The sequence below is a fragment of the Vibrio sp. 2096 genome, from assembly GCF_033339595.1.
Taxonomy (GTDB): Bacteria; Pseudomonadota; Gammaproteobacteria; order Enterobacterales; family Vibrionaceae; genus Vibrio; species Vibrio alginolyticus.
In genome coordinates this window covers 645,166-661,435 of sequence record NZ_JAWOUX010000002.1, presented here as the reverse complement: position 1 = coordinate 661,435, position 16,270 = coordinate 645,166, and the positions used below count along the sequence as shown (strand labels likewise).

Sequence of the window (16,270 nt, the reverse complement as noted above, 5' to 3'; positions counted from 1 at the left end):
GTCCTTTTCTTACCTTGCCGCATCATTTAATGCTCGTTTCGCTCTTTTTATTTGTGAGAGCAAGATGCCTTAATCAAACATCCTCCGATAGAGATTCCTCTGTATGCGTAGACTGAATGTATTGATGGCAATTTTCACGTATGCAACTCTTTGAATTTCTGAGCGCAGCGTACTTTAACGGGACGATGAATCCTGAGTAAATGAACAATAGCGTGAGTGAGACTAATGTCTCATCGTGACGCGATTTTTTTACATGTTTCTTACTTAACTATGATTTTCTGCCCAGTTACGTAAATTCACTCAATAAGTTGCATCAAGTATCACCACTGCGACTCAACGCTTCATATTTGAGACAAAACAGCAACAAAAAAACCGCCTATTACGGCGGTTTTGCTTAAAGAATACTGATTAAAGGTTTGGACCTGTCGATGGTCTGTGTGGTTGGTTATTGAGCAGTTGCTGCATCCCTTGAAACATTCGCATAAACCACACCAAGATGGCTAATGCAGCAAACACCATCCCTACCCAAGGAATAAAGTAAGCGATGGTTTCAAGCAAAGTACTATGCAACCAATAATCACTCACGCCAACGAGTACACCGTTAGAAGTCGCGACGGTGACGATCAACACAACAAAAAACGTCAGGTAGAGAAAGAAGGTGCGAATTAAACCGTAGTAATGAGAAATCACTACGTCGCTGTCTTCTCCCTTATCTAATCGGTAACCCGCATAGATAATTGCGATAACGCCTGAGATCAGAAACGTAAACGGGGTCAGACAGCTCAGGATGTACGCAACCCAAATCCCGTTATGAGGTTTGTTCATTCGCTTTCGCTCCTTTTACTTCCGTTTGTGCCGTATCTGTTTCACCCATCGCTTCTTTGGACTTCACTTCCTCATACCAAAGATCGTGATGCTCTTTCGCCCATGTTTCATCAACTTCACCTGTCACCATGCCTTCTAGCGCACCTTCCATACCGAATAGACCAATATAGATGTGGAAGATAAAGCCACAGATTAGAATCAGCGCCGAAATCGCATGAACTAAGTTAGAAAGCTCCATGTCACGGCGAGTTTGGCCAAAGATAGGAAAGTCCAGAACTAAGCCACTCACTGCCGCGATAGCACCAAAGAAGATTAACAACCAATAAATTGCCTTCTCACCACCGTTTGAGAAACCAGCTGACGGATGTGTGCCTTTGTGTTTACCAACCATGCCGCCCATTTTCATAAACCAACGAACATCTGTCATGTTTGGAATCGACTTGCGCCACCATTTAAAGAGCACGAGCATCAGTAAAATGAAGAACAATGGTCCCATGTAATTGTGGTACTGCTTCGCCAACATGACGATAAAGCCCCAGAACTCAGTAGGAACGTACGGTTTTAAGAAGTGCTTACCGTAAACCAGCATCAAACCACTGAATGCCAGCGTTAAGAATGTAAACGCCATACTCCAGTGAAGCGCGCGGTCTAAACGAGACCAACGCTTCATTTTTTTACCAGTACGCGGCTTGCTAAGCATCAAAGGACCAACGAATACGTAAGCCATGATTACCATTGCAATACTGCCGAAAATCGCGACAGCACCAGCAGGAGACATCCATTTTTCTTTTAGAATGTACCAAGTCTCACCAGGTTTACTGATCAATACGCCATGTTCTGGCGATTGAGACGTGGTGTAGCCTTCTTGCCCCTCTCTGACTTCGCGCCAATAGTCTGCCCCGGCGAGTTGCGTGATCTCCTGTTGAATAACTTTAGAAGATTGTCCCTCTGCTGAAGCAGGCATTGCAAAAGTCAGCAGCAATGCCGTCATCATTGACAACATTGCTAGAGATGCACGTTTAAGCGTGTTTAACATGTGCCTCTCCTTACTTAGCTTTTCGTCGCATCGTAAGAAAGATCGTTTCCGTCTGTCCAACCTGCGTTTTTCGCGCCGCGTTCTACCACACGTTGACGGAAAATGTCAGAGACTTTCTCTGCGTCACCCGCAAGCAGCGCTTTGGTTGAACAAAGCGATGCACACATCGGTAACTTGCCTTCTGCGATACGGTTCGCACCGTACTTTTGGCGTTCTTCCTCAGAGCCAGGCTCTGTTTCTGGGCCGCCCGCGCAGAAAGTACATTTATCCATTTTGCCACGTTCACCAAACGCTTCTTGTTTAGGAAATTGAGGTGCGCCAAACGGACAAGCAAACAAACAGTAACCACAACCGATACACAGATCTTTATTGTGAAGAACGATGCCGTCTTCGGTATGTTCGAAACAGTCTGCTGGACAAACTGCCATACAAGGTGCATCGGTACAGTGCATACAAGCAACAGAGATAGAGTTTTCACCAGCTTCACCGTCGTTTAGTGTTACCACGCGACGACGTTGAATGCCCCATTCAAGCGCATCGTCGTTTTCGTTCTTACATGCAGTAACACAGCCGTTACACTCGATACAGCGCTTGGTGTCACATAGAAATTTCATTCGTGCCATTGTCAGACTCCTTACGCTTTACGAATGTTACATAGAGTTACTTTGGTTTCCTGCATCAAGGTAACCGGGTCGTAACCGTAAGTGGTTGCCGTGTTAGCCGATTCGCCAACAACGTAAGGCTGTGTACCTTCTGGGTATTTAGGACGTAGGTCTTCACCTTCGAACTTACCGCCAAAGTGGAACGGAATGAACGCCAAACCAGGTTTCACACGACGTGTTACCATCGCTTTCACCTTGATTCGTCCCTTCTCTGCACCTTCAACCCAAACATCATCACCATCTCTGAAGCCAAGATCGTTCGCGTCTTTCGGGTTCACTTCAACAAACATTTCTTGTTGAAGCTCGGCAAGCCAAGGGTTTGAACGCGTCTCTTCACCACCACCTTCGTATTCAACCAGACGGCCAGAAGTCAGAACGATTGGGTACTCGCCCGATTTGTCTTGTTCTTGAATGGATTTATACAACGTAGGTACACGGAAGATGGCATCTTTGTCTTCCCAAGTCGGGTAATCCGTTACAAGGTCACGACGTGGTGTGTAAAGTGGTTCACGATGCAGTGGCACACGGTCTGGGAACGTCCAAACAATCGCACGCGCTTTCGCGTTACCAAATGGAATACAACCGTGCTTTATCGCGACACGCTGAATACCGCCAGAAAGGTCAGTCTTCCAGTTTTTACCCTCTGCTGCCACTTTCTCTTCAGCAGTTAGATCGTCCCACCAACCAAGTTGTTTCAATAACTTGTCAGTGAACTCTGGGTAACCGTCTTTGATCTCACAGCCTTTCGAGTAACTGTCTTCAGCAAGTAGGCTCTTGCCTTCAAATTCCACACCAAAGCGCGTACGGAAGTTACCGCCACCTTCTGCAACCGTCTTAGACGTATCGTACAGAATGTGCGTGCCTGGGTGTTTCATTTCTGGTGTACCCCAACATGGCCAAGGTAGACCGTAGGTTTCACCGTTGACAGGGCCACCTTCCGCTTCCAATGTGGTTTTGTGGAACGTATGCCAGTTTTGTTGGTGCGCTTTCAAACGCTCTGGGCTTTGGCCTGTGTAACCAATCGTCCACATGCCTTTGTTGAATTCACGCGTTAGGTCTTCAATCACCGGCTGGTTGTTTTCAACACGGATGTTTTTGAACAGAAGATCGGAATAGCCCAGTTTCTTCGAAAGCAGGTACATGATTTCGTGGTCTGGTTTTGATTCAAACAAAGGTTCAATCACCTGATCACGCCATTGTAGAGAGCGGTTAGATGCGGTAACGCTGCCGTGTGTTTCAAACTGTGTTGTTGCAGGAAGCAGGTAAACGCCGTCGGTACGGTCGTTCATTACCGCAGCAACCGTTGGGTATGGGTCCACAATCACCATCATGTCCAACTTCTGCATCGCTTTTTTCATCTCAACACCACGTGTTTGAGAGTTCACTGCGTGTCCCCAGTAGAACATTGCACGGATGTTTTCGCGTTGACGAATGTTGTCTTTGTTTTCCAGTACACCATCAACCCAACGAGATACAGGAATACCTGCACTGTGCATTGGTTTCTGACCGCTATAAGCGTTGTCATCGAAACGACCTTTGATCCATTCGTAATCGATTTCCCACACTTTTGACCAATGACGCCAAGCGCCTTCAGAAAGGCCGTAGTAGCCCGGTAGCGTGTCAGAGAGCACGCCAAGGTCGGTTGCGCCTTGTACGTTATCGTGACCACGGAAGATGTTTGCACCGCCGCCTGATTTACCAATGTTTCCAAGCGCTAGCTCAAGCACACAGTAAGCACGTGTGTTGTTGTTACCAGTAGTATGCTGAGTACCACCCATACACCAAACAATACAGCCCGGGCGATTTTCAGAAAGCAGTTTTGCTGTTTGGTAAACGTCTTCTTCGCTTACGCCTGTTACGCGCTCAACTTCTGCTGGCGTCCATTTCGCCACTTCAGCACGGATCTCATCCATACCGAATACACGTTGACGGATGAACTCTTTATCTTCCCATTGGTTTTCGAAGATGTGCCACAACACACCCCAAATGAATGCTACGTCAGAACCAGGACGAAGTGAGACATAGTGATCCGATTTTGCTGCCGTACGTGTACGACGAGGATCCGCTACGACGATCTTACAGTTGTTCTTCTCTTTTGCGATCAGAATGTGCTGCATCGCTACTGGGTGTGCTTCAGCTGGGTTTGAACCAATGAATAGCATCGACTTACAGTTGTGCATGTCATTGAAAGAGTTGGTCATCGCACCGTAACCCCAAGTATTCGCTACACCCGCCACGGTTGTTGAGTGACAAATACGCGCTTGGTGGTCAACGTTGTTCGTACCCCAAAGTGATGCCATTTTTCGGAACAAATACGCTTGTTCGTTGCTGTGCTTTGCGCTTCCCAAGAAGTAAACCGAATCAGGGCCGGACTCTTTACGGATGTCCATCACCTTGTTACCGATTTCTTCGATCGCTTGATCCCAAGAAAGCTTTTTCCACTTACCGTTTTCAAGCTTCATTGGGTATTTAAGACGGCGCTCACCGTGGCCATGTTCACGCAGTGCTGCACCTTTTGCACAGTGACCACCGGCGTTAAATGGGTGGTCGAATGCAGGCTCTTGACCCGTCCAAACACCATTTTGAACTTCTGCGTAAATACCACAACCCACTGAACAGTGAGAACAGATAGTACGTTTTACTTCTGTTTTCGCTTCTGGATCGACTGATTTTGCTTGCGCTTTTTTCATCATTCCCGGTGCGAATAGACTAGCACCAACCACTGCGCCACCAGCGGCAAGCGAAGTGTTTTTCATGAATGCACGACGAGATACGCCAAGCTGGTTCGTTTCTTTGCTCACACTGTCGGAGCGTTTGACAAGTTTCATCCGTTATCTCCTAAAGTGTGTCGTAGTAATCGCGAATGTGTTGAGTTTCACGATACCCTTTCTTCTTCACGTCGTTTTCAGAAGGCTCAACCGTTTCTGAAGCAACGGCCACTTTCGTGGTTCCCGCAACAACAGCACCGGCAACGGCAGCGGTTGTGAAGCCTTTTAGGAGATCCCTACGGCTTGTGTTTATTTCTTTATTATCTTTCATCATTGCTTCCTTACCTTACGGTAGATCTTTGGAGACTCATGCCTCTCTATCGATATGACCAAGTACTGCTCGATTACTCGTAATCAGTGACGTTTTTCACATCAATTTTTAATTTGTTCTTACTGCTTTTGGTGTTCACGCTAAAGCGGACTTGCTCTAACGTTAAAAATGCATCGCAAAGCTGTGCAGCTGGCTTGTAGAAGTTCACGCTTTCGGCGCTCTCTAGTTGGCGCGTAAAAGATTGGAACCAAGGAGCAATGTGTTTGTTAAACACCGCTTGTTGAAGTTCTTCCTCTTCACCTGTCAGCATTGCCATCACTTCGCACAGTGCAGAAATATGGTCTTCAGGCTCTTTCACGTTCTCTTCTCGTTCGATGCCTAAAAGATCCAAATCGCGACGAATTTCCGCTAACGGTTTTTCCATCATCGAGCCAGTGCGATGCCAAGATCCGAATGGCACAACTTCACCACGTCCAATGCCAATAAACAGATCTTGATATTCTTCTTCTAACGCTTCTCGCTGCGCTTCGTTCGCGGCTTGTTGCAGTGCGAGCCAAGCTTTTTGCATCGCGCTCTCAGACGGTTCAATTTCTAGCGATTTCAGGAACGCCAGCATTTCATCACTAGGCGCACTACGAAAAAGTGCAGATAGAACGAGATAAATGTCTGTTCTCAGTGTTTGTTCTTGTTGTGTGTCCACTGCGAGCTCCTAGTATTTTAATTGTTTCATTGGGTCTTCTGCCATCGACTCAAACATGTCGATCACACGGCAGTCTTCACACATCGCGATACGATTGATCGCCGCTTCATCAGAGAAATGAGAGTGACCGCGTAACTTATTTTGTAGCATGTCGATCATCGATTGCGGAGCAAAGGGCTTGTGACAACGAATGCACTCGGCTGCCTTTTCTTCATGAATCACAACCGCTTTCTGGCGTTCTTCTTTCACCCAGTTCATACGAGGAGTAAGCGTCAGCACTTTCTCTGGACACGCTTTCTCGCACAGCCCACATTGAATGCAGTCTTGCTCGACGAATTTAAGCGACGGAGATCGACCGTCCGTATGCAATGCACGTGTTGGACACACCGCCACACAGCTCATACACAACGTACAACCTTTACTTTCACAAGAGACTGTGCCGTAAGGTGCGTTCGCTGGAAGTTCAACAATGTTCTCAACTGGAATACGTGATGCGGACAACGCATCCAACGCCGTAAATAGACGCTGACGTTTGTTGCCTTGCAAGTCTCCTAATGCCAAATCAAAAGACTCGGTACAAAGTGTCGGAGCACCTTCACGTAGTGACTCTAGATACAGAATGTCGATGGTTTCTTTGGCGATACCAAGCTGACCGAGCAGCTCTTGAGCAATACCTACTTCGCTATTAAGCACACGAATAATGGTTTGAGGCATAAAACGTGAAGCCGCAAACAGCACCTGAGTAGCACCATTCACAAGCGCGGCGAACCAAGTATCAATACCAACCGAAGGCAGTTCTTCCACCACAATTGGAATCACATTATCTGGCAGTGCTTTTAGTGCCATCACGTTGTAGCTCTCGTGGCGAGAACTGCAAATCAATACGATAGGATCTAAACCACCCGCTTGCTCATAGTTGGCGAGCGTACGTTCAATAAACTTTTGCGTATCTTCAGGGTTTGGCAGTGCGTAATGAATCGCTTCTGTCGGACACGCTGTAGCACAAGTACCCACGCCTTGACATAGGTATGGGTTGATCTCGATGCGATGGCCCGTTTTGTCGCTGCCTTCACTCGATAGTGCCCCTGCCGGACAAGCATCCACACACCGTTCGCAACCTTTTACGCCACGAGAGCTGTGTGCACATAAATCGGTATCTAAACGGAAAAATTTCGGTTTATCGAACGTCCCCATTAAGGTTGGAATCTCTTCCAACGCTTCAGCCAGTTTCGGATAGCCACGACCTACTGGGTAGTAGCCCGGTACTGGGACTTCTTCCGACATGCAGCTGTTAAGGCAAAGATCGAGTACGATATCGAAACAATCGCTATTGATCGCGACCTTGGCAAGATTGTTGGTCGAACCATGATTTTCAATCAGAACTTCAAACGTACCTAAGAACCCTGAAACCTGAACCGAATTGGCGTAATAAAGCTCGGGATTTGTGCCCTTTTCGCCATCGGTAGAAAGCAGCGTTAGGCTGTTCATTTGCGACAATTGCGCTGCCGCACTTTCGATGATTGCTGTTGGGCCCACAATCAAAGTATTACCGCCGCTTTCATAGCTTACGGTTGGTGGAATAAGATTGGTCAACTCTACGGTATTTTCGAAAGCGTACAGCCTCGCTTTACCGTTATTGGAAGTTGCTTGTTCTAATAATTGTTTCAGCATTGCTCAATTCCATTTATGAACATGGATAGTCTTTTCCATCTCTTAGTGTAGTTAGCGCCGGAGATTCTGCTGATTAACTTATCAATGAGCATTCTTATTCCGCCATCTATAGGCGATGAATACTACGCAGTGCGTCCGTACTAACTTCAACCAGATTGGTATTGAGCAACAGATAGCAAGCGTCATGCCAATAAAATATCAACTAAAAATCAATAGGTTATCAATTTTACTGGCAAATAGTAGGGATAAAAAAACCGGTTGAGACATTTTGTCTCAGCCGGCTCATTGAGTGTTTAGTCAAAATGTACCTATTCTTTGTGTGGTATATTTTGTCTCACCTCGTTAGGCTGTGATTCTTCAGCAAAAGTATCACCTTCGCCAGGAACTGTATTTATATACAGTTTATTTTCATCTTGAGTAATTTGGCCACTTTTGTCGGTGTTTGACTCTGCGTCTTCAACTACCTTAGATGCGATATCGTTAGCGTTAAGCTCAGACCCTTGCGCAGTTTCAGCGTCTGGTTCGTCTTCCACTTTGTCTTTAACCCAATCACGCAGCGTCTCAGCGACGTCTTGAGAAAGTGACTTTAAGTTACTGTAATCATCATCGTAATCGTCTAGGCCGTCACGCACGTTAAATTCTTCGGACAAGAACATTTTGCGCAGCGCGGCTTTCTTAACGCTTTCTGAAGCTTCAGAAACCAGCAGTTGCGCCACAGACATTTCTTCGGTTTTTTCAGTCTCTACACTCGCGGTAATGTCTGGAGCCTGACTATCCTCATCGATGTTCAAAGCATCTGAGCTTTCGTCAGCGTTTGAAAGCGCTGTGACATTATCTTCGGATTGCTCCGTCTCTGCTATCGGCGTAATCTCTTCATCATGTTGGGAAGATTCTTCTAGTTTACGTTTCGACCAACGGCTTAAAAAACTAGTTGCCATTTGCTCTGCCTGCTCCTTTGCGTTTCTTGCGTCTTACTTCTAACAACTCACCGTGACGACCAATAAAGGCTTCCATCCAAGCCTGAACGGCTAACGGCATATCGTTAGATAGTACAAGGTTATCACCATCCATATATTGCGCCGCAACAGATTGTGAGGCCGTCAGTAGCTGTATCGCTGGTTTTTCACCAGACTCGACGTTATCCATCACTAAAAAGAGTTTAGGTTGCTGAGAGCTTAAGTTAAAACGGTAGTCTGTACGCTCGTCTTTATGTAATTGCAACAGACAAACATCTGGAGTCTCTTCCGTCGGATTCAGCGCAAATCCTGTCAACTGCCATTGGGTTGTCACCCAAATCCCTGTACTGATCTCATGCTCAACAAGCTCTACGCCGATTGGCCATGTATCCTCAGTCTTTTCGTAATTTTTTTCGAAATCTTTCTTATCCGACATAACTCACCCAGTCTTTCTATTTTTGGTCTGAAAACACACAGGACATTTTGCCCCCGTTTTCGACCATTTTTATTGTCTTCGAAGCAATAAACGCGCCAAGCTGATATAACTTAGTCTATATACTCCCTCAGGCTATAAGTACCAAACTAGACGAAACTCAAATGTATTGATGTGTCATTACTGCGAACTCGCAGTTTTAATGCATTGTTGACATAAAACCTCGCAATTTCTGTGGGAACCGCTATTTTGGAATGAGATTTGCTAGCCACTTAAAAAGCTAAAATGCGTAGCAACCTAACGCTCTTAATCACTAGGACACGACTGTGCTGAAACCAAACATTATTAAAACCAGTGAAAATCCCCTGCAAACCATTGAAGTCGATGTGTACGACGAGTACGGCGAAAAACTGACAAAGCAAATCGCGTGCGAGCGTCCTCTTACGGTCATGCTGAACTGGAAAGAAGTGGTCACGCTCATGACGCTAGGTTCGCGTCCAGAAGCACTAGTACTGGGTTATTTAAAAAACCAAAGCTTCCTGTCCGATCCAGCCGCGATTGAATCCGTTATTATTGACTGGGAAACGCATTCCGCAGCGGTGATTACTAAAGAAAACACTGAACACTTAGAAGGCGCCCTGAAAAAGAAAACCGTCACCTCAGGTTGTGGCCAAGGCACTATGTATGGCAACGTGATGAAGCAGCTTGAAAATTATCAAGTGCCTCAAGTTTCTCTTAAGCAGTCAGAGATTTATTCTGCGCTGGAAGCGTTAACTCATTACAACGACACCTACAAAAAAGCGGGCGCAGTACACGGCTGTGCGGTTTGCAAAGGTAATGAAGTGTTGTCATTTGTGGAAGATGTCGGCCGTCACAACGCAGTGGATACACTTGCAGGTGAGATGTGGCTCAAAGAAGAAACAGGTGAAGATAAAATTTTCTACACAACTGGTCGCCTTACATCAGAGATGGTGATTAAAGTGGCTCAAATGGGCATTCCTGTTCTGCTTTCTCGCTCTGGCGTTACTCAAATGGGGTTAGATCTAGCGAAGCAATTTGGTATTACGACCATTGCGCGTGCGAAAGGTTTGCGCTTCCAAGTTTTTACAGGAGCCGACAAGGTTGAATTTGATGTAAAAGGCAACCAATAACACCTTTTCAGTGTAAACTAAAACCAATAATGCGGATTCACAGAGGATGTGGACTATGAATAATGACCAATTGTGGAATTTTCTGCTTACGCCCAGCGGTATCATGCTTTCTATGATTATTACCTTTGGCGTAGTCGGGCTCTATGCGTATATAACCGGTCAGTTTAAGGATTAAGGCCAAATATCAAAAAAGCCTCGCTAAATAGCGAGGCTTTTGCTTTTTAAACGCTTTGCGAGTAATTACGCGTCAACACCACGAGATTTTAGGAACTCAGAGTAAGTGCCTTTAAAGTCTGTGATTTTACCATCGCGGATTTCGATAATACGCGTTGCTAGTGAGTCTACGAATACACGGTCGTGAGATACGAAGAACAACGTGCCTTTGTATTGCTCAAGCGCAGTGTTCAAAGATTCGATCGATTCCATATCCATGTGGTTGGTTGGTTCGTCCATTAGCAACATGTTTGGCTTGTGCATCATCAGCTTGCCAAGCAGCATACGACCTTGTTCACCACCAGACAGTACTTTTACTGACTTCTTAATGTCGTCTTGGCCAAACAGCATACGACCTAGGAAACCACGAACGACTTGCTCGTCATCACCTTCTTGACGCCATTGACCCATCCAATCCGTTAGGTTCATGTCTTCTGCAAAGTCATGCGCGTGGTCTTGCGAGTAGTAACCGATGTTTGAGTTTTCAGACCATTTGTACTCACCCGCACGCGGTTCAAGCACACCAGCAAGCGTGTTTAGAAGTGTTGTTTTACCCACACCGTTCTCACCGATGATCGCAACGCGCTCACCCACTTCAAAAATTGCATTGAAGTCTGAGAACAAGTCCTCTTCGAATCCTTGGCTTAGGTTTTCAACAATCAGAGCGTTACGGAACAGCTCTTTCGACTGTTCGAAACGAATGAATGGGTTTTGACGGCTAGACGCTTTAACTTCATCCAGTTTGATCTTGTCGATTTGCTTAGCACGAGATGTCGCTTGTTTTGCTTTCGATGCGTTTGCAGAGAAACGAGCAACGAACGTTTGTAGCTCAGCGATTTGTGCTTTCTTCTTCGCGTTGTCGTTTAGTAGACGTTCGCGAGCTTGAGAAGCCGCAGTCATGTACTCATCGTAGTTACCTGGGTAAACACGTAGCTCACCGTAATCCAAATCAGCCATGTGCGTACATACTGAGTTTAGGAAGTGACGGTCGTGCGAGATGATGATCATTGTGCAGTTACGTGCGTTTAGCGTGTCTTCCAACCAACGGATAGTGTCCATGTCCAAGTTGTTGGTAGGTTCGTCAAGAAGCATCACATCTGGGTCTGCGAATAGAACCTGCGCTAGAAGCACACGAAGTTTCCAACCTGGTGCTACTTCACTCATTAGACCGAAGTGTTGCTCCATTGGGATACCTACAGCAAGAAGAAGCTCGCCCGCTTTGGCTTCTGCCATGTAGCCGTCCATTTCAGCAAACTGAACTTCTAAGTCAGCCACTTTCATGCCGTCTTCTTCGCTCATCTCAGCAAGTGAGTAGATGCGGTCACGCTCTTTCTTCACTTCCCATAGCTCTTTATGACCCATGATAACGGTATCGATTACCGTAAATTCTTCGTAAGCGAACTGGTCCTGGTTCAGTTTTGCAACGCGCTCGTTTGGATCGTAGCTTACGTTACCACTGGTTTGCTCAAGCTCGCCGCTGAGGATCTTCATAAAGGTTGATTTACCACAACCGTTAGCTCCAATTAAGCCATAGCGATTGCCTTCGCCGAACTTAACTGAAATGTTTTCGAATAGCGGCTTAGCGCCGAATTGTTGAGTAATATTCGCTGTGGAGATCAAAACCTTTACCTTAGCAATTGGGGTGTATTTAGAAAAACCGGGCAACGGTACTTGTTCATGCTACATACTGCAAGTGTTGTTTTTATTAATTCACTCCAAGTGAAATCATTGTAAGGTTTCTAAGAAGCAAAAGCGTAAACATAAATGCGTCATTAAATACAAAAAAGAGCCACTATCGTCAGTGGCTCTTTTTCCATTAATACTTCAAAAAAGTGACTAAGCGATGTTCGTCACCTCTAGGATCAGTTCGGCTTTTTTAGGTAAATAAATACTGAATTTACTGCCTTTTCCCCATTCAGACTCTGCTTTTAACTCACCACCCGTTTGGCTGAGAATACTTTGGGAGACCGATAGCCCTAACCCTGTGCCTTCTCGTTTAGTTGTGTAAAATGGCGAGAAGATTCGACTCAAGTTTTCTGGTTTAATACCGCAGCCCTCATCGATAACATGAATCGCGGCTCCTTTCACTTCGCCCTCTTCAATCCAGTCTTCACTGACTACTGTTAAAGTTCCTTTACCGCTCATTGCGTGAATGGCGTTCATTTGCAAATTAACTAAGATTTGTAGCAAGTGGTGACGGTTTATCTCAACGGACGTATGCGCTTGTAGGTCAGTCACAAACTCAACGTCGCGTTTCTTGGTGCCAGTTTTAACCAAGGTGATGCTTTCATCAATGATAGGATTGACATGTTGCCAAGTGATTTCATCTTGAACACCGCCTTGGCGACTGTATTGCAATAAACTGCGCGTGATATTGCGGATACGATCAATTTGCGCGTGAATCGCATCAATCTCCTCTTGTACTCGACTTGCATCGTCACCCAATTCAAAATGGATCAATTCTACGTTGCCAAGAATCACGGCGGTTGGGTTATTAATTTCGTGAGCAATCCCCGCGGTGAGTTCTCCCAATGCTGCCAGTTTTTCATGAACAACGAGTTTGTCGCGAGTTTGGTTAAGCAATTGAATATGCAGCTCAAGATCTTGGGTTTTTTCTCTCAGGCTTGCCGTACGCTCTTGAACTTTGCATTCAAGTTGAGCTGCGGAGTTTTTCAATTCAATTTTGCGCTCTTCTAGCGCGTCTAACATATCATCAAACTGTCTGGCTAACTGCGCAAGTTCATGATCGGCATCTAATCCTAACGGGCCAATCCGTTTTTCTTTACCTTGTTGGACCTGCTTCACCACTTTATGAATGCGTTCGATCGGTCGAAACAGATCATAAGAACCGCGATATACCATCACGCCGGAAACCAGCAATAACATAACCGTAATCAAGCTGATTTCGGCAATGTTCGTCATGTAGGCTTTAACGAATGGCCACATGAGGTAACCCGTATAAAGCATACCAATAACATTGTCGTATTGGTCTTTGATTGGTTGATACGCCGTAATATACCAAGCGTCATACACATAAGCGCGATCAACCCACTGTTCACCCTTCGAAAGTACTTGGTTATACACTTCTGCACTCACGCGAGTGCCTATGGCGCGCCCTAGCCTATGATCGCTGTCTAAAGGAACGTTGGTGCTCACACGCAAATCATCGAGAAATACCGTCAACGTACCCACAGGGCGAAGGCGGTCATTATCACTTAAGTAAATGAGATCGCGGATTTGATCCACCAACACTGTACTGTTGTTAAGGAGCAAACCACCATCAAGAAAGCCGATCAAATCGTTCGCTTGGCTGTATACCGGAATCACGGTTCGACTGACTAACCCACGCGCCTCCCTGTCACCATCAGCAAGAATAGGCACTTCTGCTCGTTTGGCGAGTTCAGGATCGAGGCGTTCGAGTTCTTCTTTATTGAGTACATCAAAAAACGATTCGCGCTTGGTGAGATCCATAAAGCGGAATTTGTTTTCCATGGAATTAACGCGTTGGAAAGAGAGAAAATCTAAAGCATATCTTTTCTTCTGCTCTGTGACCCACTTTTGCAGGTCACCTTGTGGCGTTCCTTGATTAATGCGAATACGGAAATCGTACGAATCGGCAAACGCCCGCACGTAATTGGCTTGCTTTTGCTGTAACAACGTTACGCTGTTATTTGCAACACCAAGACGCTCCGAGACATCAAGCAGCGCATTTTGCCACGTGTAATGAATAGACCAATAAATGGTAATGCCGATCAGAGCTAACAACGTGAGGAAAATCGGCGCAGAGGTTAAGAATAACAAACGATAACGCACCATGGTTTTAAAACGGTGCGTCCATTTTGACAATCCTTTGTGCTGTGGGCCGTTAGTCGGCATATTCCTCATCCTCAGAATCCCATTCTTTGTATTTACGTTCTAAGGTCTTGCGAGCTACGCCCAAGTCGCGAGCAGCGGCTGATTTGTTGCCTTCGTGCAAGTTAACGACTTGTTTAATATGTGCTTTCTCGACTTCTTTTAACGTCCAGCTGTTTGGATAGCCTTCGCCAGTAAATTCTTTGCCTTCTCTAAAGGTTGGTAACTCAGCAGAGTGAGAAACAGTAATCGATACATTAGGCAGTGAATGCCCGCCATTCAGCTCTCGCCAATAGTGTGCAGGTGGTTTGCCAAGCAAGATACAACGCTCAATCAAGTTTTTGAGCTCACGAATGTTTCCCGGCCAATCGTACTCACTCATGGCTTCCATATCCTCGTGAGCCCATTTGGGCGCAGGCATACCGAGCTCGCGCGTCAGCATGTTGCTGAAAAATGGCACCAACTCAAATAAGTCGGTTTTGCGCTCTCGCAGCGGACACACTTCAATTTTCAGAACGTTTAAACGGTAATAGAGGTCACTGCGGAAATTACCTTGATTGACCTCTTCTTGCAGATTACGGTTGGTGGCGGCAACAATACGGACATCAATACTGATCTCTCTTTCTGAACCGACAGGGCGAATCGTACGCTGCTCTAACACACGTAATAATGATGCCTGCATTGCAAGTGGCATCTCCCCGATTTCGTCAAGAAATAAGGTGCCACCGTTCGCAACACGGAACAAACCTTCACGCGATTTTTTTGCACCGGTAAACGCGCCCGATGTATGACCAAATAACTCACTTTCTAAAAGCTCTGGTGCAATCGCACCGCAGTTGATTGGCACAAACGGGCCCGTTCGCCCACTCGCCTGGTGGATACCTCGTGCAACTAGCTCTTTACCCGTACCCGACTCACCTTCCACCAAAACAGAAGCACGTGATGGTGCAAATTGGTTAATAAGTTGCTTAAGCAGACGCGTTTTTTCTGAGCCGCCGATGATCTCTGAGGTATTGTGACGTTGGTAATCGCGTGTCATGGCGTACTGCATGCGTTCGTTCAAACGGCGATCCATACAGCGACTGACCGCTTTTAACATCTGCTCAAGGTTGAATGGTTTGAGGATAAAGTCGGAAGCACCGAGCTGTAGCGCTCGAATGGCAATTTCTAAATCCGCATAACCCGTCATAAAAATCACATCGGCACGTTTGTCATCATCTTCAAACGCTTCTTCCCACTCAATTCCAGAACGCCCTGGCAGATTAATATCCAGTAAGATCAGATCATAATGTCGAGAATTACGCAGTTGTTCTGCTTCTTCGATGCTACCAGCTGTATCGACATGTGAAAAAAGCTTACCCAATGCCTTTTTCAAGATGGCTTGCATGCCTAATTCATCATCGACGACCAGTACGGAAAAGGCGCTATATTGTTGGTTTGTACTAAGATGGGATTGAGTAGACATATTTACCCCAGATGGATTTCGATGGGACAGAGTGTACCAAGTTTAAACAGAGATACCCTACAAAAAGTGCGACATTTTGTACCAACGCAAACTTTTATGCAAATAACCCCATGATTTAGTGCATAAACCAAGCACTTTAAGCTTGTAAAAGGTTGGCATCTTGTTTGCTATAAGGTGGATACGGAGCGCATTTAAGTGATCTCAGGATGTTGATGTTTGCTTATTCCAACACCCTGAGACAACTTGCGTATTACGCTAATCGCTCTC

General features: G+C 45.9%; 13 protein-coding genes. 1 reads left to right on the top strand and 12 read right to left on the bottom strand.

Annotated elements, in window-relative coordinates:
- Positions 1 to 408 precede the first annotated feature (408 nt).
- The 9 genes from R7Q41_RS06235 to R7Q41_RS06195 form a co-directional block, all read right to left on the bottom strand.
- Positions 409 to 825 (bottom strand): membrane protein, encoded by a 417-nt coding sequence (locus R7Q41_RS06235; RefSeq protein ID WP_005377532.1) that lies wholly within the window; start codon positions 823 to 825, stop codon positions 409 to 411.
- The gene (locus tag R7Q41_RS06230; RefSeq protein WP_086046761.1) at positions 809 to 1,861 is read right to left on the bottom strand and encodes a formate dehydrogenase subunit gamma; all 1,053 of its coding nucleotides are present in this window, start codon (positions 1,859 to 1,861) and stop codon (positions 809 to 811) included. Before R7Q41_RS06230 ends, R7Q41_RS06235 begins: the two co-directional genes overlap by 17 nt.
- A 14-nt stretch (positions 1,862 to 1,875) precedes the next feature.
- Positions 1,876 to 2,484 (bottom strand): formate dehydrogenase FDH3 subunit beta, encoded by a 609-nt coding sequence (gene fdh3B, locus R7Q41_RS06225; RefSeq protein ID WP_005377536.1) that lies wholly within the window; start codon positions 2,482 to 2,484, stop codon positions 1,876 to 1,878.
- Between the two features lie 11 nt (positions 2,485 to 2,495).
- Positions 2,496 to 5,351, bottom strand: a complete 2,856-nt coding sequence (locus tag R7Q41_RS06220) for a formate dehydrogenase subunit alpha (RefSeq protein ID WP_005377539.1) — start codon at positions 5,349 to 5,351, stop codon at positions 2,496 to 2,498.
- A gap of 10 nt (positions 5,352 to 5,361) precedes the next feature.
- Positions 5,362 to 5,562 carry a twin-arginine translocation signal domain-containing protein gene (locus tag R7Q41_RS06215; RefSeq protein ID WP_005377542.1) on the bottom strand — a complete coding sequence of 67 codons (201 nt, stop codon included), beginning with the start codon at positions 5,560 to 5,562 and terminating at the stop codon, positions 5,362 to 5,364.
- Positions 5,563 to 5,635: 73 nt separating this feature from the next.
- Positions 5,636 to 6,262 carry a molecular chaperone gene (locus R7Q41_RS06210; protein ID WP_017820684.1) on the bottom strand — a complete coding sequence of 209 codons (627 nt, stop codon included), beginning with the start codon at positions 6,260 to 6,262 and terminating at the stop codon, positions 5,636 to 5,638.
- A 9-nt stretch (positions 6,263 to 6,271) separates the two neighbouring features.
- Positions 6,272 to 7,933, bottom strand: a complete 1,662-nt coding sequence (locus tag R7Q41_RS06205) for a 4Fe-4S dicluster domain-containing protein (RefSeq protein WP_017634908.1) — start codon at positions 7,931 to 7,933, stop codon at positions 6,272 to 6,274.
- A gap of 308 nt (positions 7,934 to 8,241) precedes the next feature.
- Entirely contained in the window at positions 8,242 to 8,871 is a 630-nt protein-coding gene (locus tag R7Q41_RS06200; RefSeq protein ID WP_318144419.1) for a DUF3306 domain-containing protein, read from the bottom strand.
- Positions 8,861 to 9,325 (bottom strand): DUF3305 domain-containing protein, encoded by a 465-nt coding sequence (locus tag R7Q41_RS06195; protein WP_005389514.1) that lies wholly within the window; start codon positions 9,323 to 9,325, stop codon positions 8,861 to 8,863. The genes R7Q41_RS06200 and R7Q41_RS06195 overlap by 11 nt, the downstream gene beginning before the upstream one ends.
- Positions 9,326 to 9,648: 323 nt before the next feature.
- On the opposite strand from R7Q41_RS06195, the gene R7Q41_RS06190 reads away from it, so the two are divergent.
- Positions 9,649 to 10,473: a formate dehydrogenase accessory sulfurtransferase FdhD gene (locus R7Q41_RS06190; RefSeq protein WP_005377552.1), complete on the top strand. Its 825-nt coding sequence runs from the start codon at positions 9,649 to 9,651 to the stop codon at positions 10,471 to 10,473.
- 240 nt (positions 10,474 to 10,713) lie between these two features.
- Here R7Q41_RS06190 and R7Q41_RS06185 read toward each other — a convergent pair whose 3' ends face one another.
- From R7Q41_RS06185 to R7Q41_RS06175, 3 genes are all read right to left on the bottom strand, one after another.
- Entirely contained in the window at positions 10,714 to 12,306 is a 1,593-nt protein-coding gene (locus R7Q41_RS06185) for an ABC-F family ATPase (RefSeq protein WP_222716689.1), read from the bottom strand.
- Positions 12,307 to 12,522: 216 nt separating this feature from the next.
- Positions 12,523 to 14,562: a cache domain-containing protein gene (locus tag R7Q41_RS06180; protein ID WP_005377562.1), complete on the bottom strand. Its 2,040-nt coding sequence runs from the start codon at positions 14,560 to 14,562 to the stop codon at positions 12,523 to 12,525.
- Positions 14,552 to 16,003, bottom strand: a complete 1,452-nt coding sequence (locus R7Q41_RS06175) for a sigma-54-dependent transcriptional regulator (RefSeq protein ID WP_017820677.1) — start codon at positions 16,001 to 16,003, stop codon at positions 14,552 to 14,554. Before R7Q41_RS06175 ends, R7Q41_RS06180 begins: the two co-directional genes overlap by 11 nt.
- Between the last annotated feature and the right edge of the window lie 267 nt (positions 16,004 to 16,270).

What these genes read in the sequence shown, in the direction of transcription:
- R7Q41_RS06235 (WP_005377532.1), bottom strand. Translation starts at nt 825, where the DNA reads ATGAACAAACCTCATAACGGGATTTGGGTTGCGTACATCCTGAGCTGT.
- R7Q41_RS06205 (WP_017634908.1), bottom strand. Translation starts at nt 7,933, where the DNA reads ATGCTGAAACAATTATTAGAACAAGCAACTTCCAATAACGGTAAAGCG.
- R7Q41_RS06230 (WP_086046761.1), bottom strand. Translation starts at nt 1,861, where the DNA reads ATGTTAAACACGCTTAAACGTGCATCTCTAGCAATGTTGTCAATGATG.
- R7Q41_RS06220 (WP_005377539.1), bottom strand. Translation starts at nt 5,351, where the DNA reads ATGAAACTTGTCAAACGCTCCGACAGTGTGAGCAAAGAAACGAACCAG.
- R7Q41_RS06200 (WP_318144419.1), bottom strand. Translation starts at nt 8,871, where the DNA reads ATGGCAACTAGTTTTTTAAGCCGTTGGTCGAAACGTAAACTAGAAGAA.
- R7Q41_RS06180 (WP_005377562.1), bottom strand. Translation starts at nt 14,562, where the DNA reads ATGCCGACTAACGGCCCACAGCACAAAGGATTGTCAAAATGGACGCAC.
- R7Q41_RS06175 (WP_017820677.1), bottom strand. Translation starts at nt 16,003, where the DNA reads ATGTCTACTCAATCCCATCTTAGTACAAACCAACAATATAGCGCCTTT.
- fdh3B (WP_005377536.1), bottom strand. Translation starts at nt 2,484, where the DNA reads ATGGCACGAATGAAATTTCTATGTGACACCAAGCGCTGTATCGAGTGT.
- R7Q41_RS06215 (WP_005377542.1), bottom strand. Translation starts at nt 5,562, where the DNA reads ATGAAAGATAATAAAGAAATAAACACAAGCCGTAGGGATCTCCTAAAA.
- R7Q41_RS06195 (WP_005389514.1), bottom strand. Translation starts at nt 9,325, where the DNA reads ATGTCGGATAAGAAAGATTTCGAAAAAAATTACGAAAAGACTGAGGAT.